The following is a 3,738-nucleotide window of genomic DNA, read 5'->3' as shown; positions in this document are numbered from 1 at the left end:
TATGTGCCTTTTTTAAAGGATTTTGATTTTGTAATTAAATCAAGAAATTCATTTCCTCACAGTAGTGGAATTGCATCTTCAGCAAGTGGAATGAGTGCGTTGGCTTTGTGTATTATGAGTTTGGAGCGGTCATTGAGCGGAGTCGAAAGGACTGACGGATATTTCAATAAAAAAGCATCATTCTTAGCACGTTTAGGTTCTGGAAGTGCTTGTAGAAGTGTTGAAGGCGAATTAATTGTTTGGGGAAAACATAACGAAATTAAAGGAAGTTCTAATTTATTTGGTGTTAAATTCCCTTATAAAGTTCACGAAAATTTTAGAAATTACCACGATACAATTTTGTTAGTAGATGAAGGAGAAAAACAAGTTTCAAGTACAGTTGGACATAAATTAATGCACAACCATCCATTTGCAATACAGCGTTTTAAACAGGCAAATGATAATATTTCAAAAATTTCGGAAGTACTTCAAAATGGAGATTTAAAACAATTTATTGCTATTGTAGAAAGTGAGGCATTGAGTTTACATGCTATGATGATGACCAGTAATCCATATTTTATTTTAATGAAACCAAACACCTTAAAAATTATCAATAAAATTTGGGAGTTTAGAGTAAAAACGAGTAGTAATATTTGTTTTACATTAGATGCTGGTGCAAATGTACATGTGCTGTTTCCAGAGAATGAAAAAGAAAAAGTTAACAATTTTATAATAAGTGAGTTAATTCAATTTTGTCAAGAAAATCATTATATTTGCGATAGAATTGGGTTTGGCGCAAAGCAATTATCCAATATTTAAACTTATGAAAGGACCACTTTTTTACGCAAAAATTTTGCTTTTTGGTGAATATGGAATTATTAAAGACTCCAAAGGATTGGCAATTCCATACAACAGTTACCAAGGCGCTCTAAAAAAATCGAAAAAATTAACTGATAAAACTAAAGAATCTAATAAGAATTTATTGAGATTTTATACTTATTTAGCAGGTTTAGATACCAATTTAGTGCATTTTAATTTAGACGAGTTTAAACAAGATATAGACCAAGGAATGTACTTTGATTCTAGTATTCCTCAGGGTTACGGTGTTGGAAGTTCAGGAGCTCTAGTTGCATCAATTTACGATAAGTATGCAAATGATAAAATAACAGTTCTAGAAAATTTAACAAGAGATAAATTATTGAAATTAAAGGGTGTATTTTCTTTAATGGAATCTTTTTTTCATGGTAAAAGCTCTGGTTTAGATCCATTAAATTCATATTTAAGTATACCGATACTAATAAATTCGAAAGACAATTTAGAAGCTACAGGAATTCCATCGCAAAAAGAAGGTAAAGGAGCTGTATTTTTGTTAGATTCTGAAATTATTGGAGAAACGGAACCAATGGTGAACATTTTTATGAATAAAATGAAAAACGAAGGTTTTAGAAAAATGATTGATGAAGATTTTGCAAAATGTACCGATGCTTGTATTGACGATTTTTTACATGGTAATATAAAATCTTTATTTGGAAATGTTAAGAATTTGTCTAAAATAGTATTAGATAATTTTAAACCTATGATTCCTCAACGTTTTCATACTATTTGGCAAAAAGGAATAGAATCTAATGACTATTATTTGAAACTTTGCGGTTCTGGTGGCGGTGGTTATATTTTAGGTTTTACGGAAGATTTTAATAAAACAAAAGCCATTTTAAAAGAGTATAAACTAGAGTTAGTTTATAGGTTTTAGATTTATAGCCTCAACTAAATTTTATTAATTACAATTTATTTGTCTACATCTTCTTATGGACTTACTCGAAATTTCTAAAAATAACAGTAAAAATAATAGCAAAAAGAACGCTCCTTTTTATATAAAAATGTTGAGCTTGTTTTCGGTGGTTCGAGGGTACAATATTTTATTAATTGTAATTGCTCAATATTTAGCTTCCATTTTTATTTTTGCACCAGAAAAATCACTAAAAAATATAATATTAGATATTGATTTATATTTTATTGTTTTGGCTTCTGTATGTGTTATTGCGGCAGGATATATTATCAACAATTTTTACGATTTTGAAACCGATAAAATTAATAAACCCTTAAAAACAAAATTTGATGCAATTGTTGATCAGAAAATTAAACTGCCTATATATTTTGTACTAAATTTTTTAGGATTTATTTTTGGGTTGTTAGTTTCCTGGCGAGCAGCATTGTTTTTTTCGGTATATATTTTTTCAATATGGTTGTATTCTCATAAACTAAAAAGGTACCCGTTAATGGGGTTGTTTTCAGCTGCTGTATTATCCTTATTACCCTTTTTTGCTGTTTTTGTGTATTATAAAAATTTTTCAGAAATCATTTTTACACACGCAGCATTTTTATTCTTCATTTTATTAATCAGACAATTGGTAAAAGATTTAGAAAGTTTAAAAGGAGATTTTGTAAAAAATTACCAAACAATAGCTGTTAAATATGGCGAACATTTTACAAAAATATTGATTTCTTTTTTAGTTATTTTAACACTTAATCCAATTTATTTTTTATTAAAATATCCAGAAATTGGAAGAATGAAATATTACTTTTACGGAAGTGTGTTAACTCTAATTGTGTTCTTATTCTTATTGTGGTTTAGCAAAAGTAAAAGAAATTACGTGTTACTTCATTGGCTTTTAAAACTACTTATATTTGCTGGAGTTTTTAGCTTGGCATTAATAGATACTTCGGTTTTAATTGAACGTATTTTACCGATTTAATAGCTTTTGTAAAGTGTTTAAACTTTACGTTTAAACAAGCTTTAAATGCTTTTTAAATTTATAGATAACTATTTATTAGATTATTAAAGGATTAACCCTATTTTTGCAAAAAATAATAATAACAATAATAATAATAATGAATTCAAATAAAAACTCGTCGAGAGGACGACAAACAGGAAAAAAGAAACCTCAAAGTACTTTTACAAGAAAGTTTGACAACAAAAAGAAGTTTTCAAAAGATAGAGACACTTCTTCTAAAGCACCAAAAAAGCAAGTTGCAAGTAATCCAGAAGTTGACGGAATACGTTTAAATAAGTATATAGCAAATTCTGGGATTTGTTCCCGTAGAGAAGCTGATGTGTTTATTGCAGCCGGAAGTGCTGCTGTTAATGGAAAAGTAGTTACAGAAATGGGCTATAAAGTTAAATTAACAGACGAAGTTAGATTCGATGGTTCTTTAATTAATCCTGAAAAAAAGCGTTATGTTCTTTTAAATAAACCAAAGAATTTTATCACTACTATGGATGATGATAGAGGTAGAAAAACGGTTATGGAATTGGTTGGTAACGCTTCAAAAGAACGTATATATCCGGTAGGAAGATTAGACAGAAATACCACAGGACTGCTATTGTTTACAAATGATGGTGAACTGGCTAAAAAATTAACGCATCCAAAACATAATATTCAAAAAATTTACCACGCATCTTTAGATAAAAAACTGACGAGTAAAGATTTAAATAGTATTGCTGAAGGTTTTGTATTAGATGAAAGAAAGGTAATAGTAGATGAAATATCATACATATTAAACCAACCAAAAAGTGAAGTTGGAGTTAAAATTCATTCAGGAAGAAATAGAATTGTTCGTAGAATATTTGAACATTTTAACTATAAAGTAGTAAAACTAGACAGAGTAATTTTTGCGGGTTTAACCAAAAAAGATTTACCAAGAGGACATTGGAGACATTTAACTGAAATGGAAGTAAATAACTTGAAAATGCTTTAAAAG

The 3,738-nt window shown here is 28.5% G+C and carries 4 protein-coding genes; all 4 read left to right on the top strand.

All coding sequences use genetic code 11. The features are described 5' to 3' along the window. Positions 1 to 798: diphosphomevalonate/mevalonate 3,5-bisphosphate decarboxylase family protein (locus tag AB1Z17_RS13575; RefSeq protein ID WP_368052307.1), on the top strand; the 798-nt coding region annotated here is incomplete at its 5' end. 4 nt (positions 799 to 802) lie between these two features. Further along, positions 803 to 1,729 (top strand): mevalonate kinase, encoded by a 927-nt coding sequence (locus tag AB1Z17_RS13570; RefSeq protein ID WP_368052306.1) that lies wholly within the window; start codon positions 803 to 805, stop codon positions 1,727 to 1,729. Between the two features lie 55 nt (positions 1,730 to 1,784). After that, on the top strand, positions 1,785 to 2,732 hold the full coding sequence (locus AB1Z17_RS13565; protein ID WP_368052305.1) for a geranylgeranylglycerol-phosphate geranylgeranyltransferase: 948 nt from the start codon (positions 1,785 to 1,787) through the stop codon (positions 2,730 to 2,732). A gap of 136 nt (positions 2,733 to 2,868) precedes the next feature. Then, positions 2,869 to 3,735, top strand: coding sequence for a pseudouridine synthase (locus tag AB1Z17_RS13560; protein ID WP_368052304.1), 867 nt, complete (start codon positions 2,869 to 2,871; stop codon positions 3,733 to 3,735). Positions 3,736 to 3,738 lie beyond the last annotated feature (3 nt).

It is taken from the genome of Lutibacter sp., from assembly GCF_040883305.1.
In the GTDB taxonomy this organism is placed as follows: Bacteria; Bacteroidota; Bacteroidia; order Flavobacteriales; family Flavobacteriaceae; genus Lutibacter.
The sequence above is the reverse complement of the archived record's forward strand: the minus strand, read 5'-3'. Positions and strand labels throughout refer to the sequence as shown.

Coding starts and splice junctions, on each gene's coding strand:
- AB1Z17_RS13570 (WP_368052306.1), top strand. CDS start 803: ATGAAAGGACCACTTTTTTACGCAAAAATTTTGCTTTTTGGTGAATAT.
- AB1Z17_RS13565 (WP_368052305.1), top strand. CDS start 1,785: ATGGACTTACTCGAAATTTCTAAAAATAACAGTAAAAATAATAGCAAA.
- AB1Z17_RS13560 (WP_368052304.1), top strand. CDS start 2,869: ATGAATTCAAATAAAAACTCGTCGAGAGGACGACAAACAGGAAAAAAG.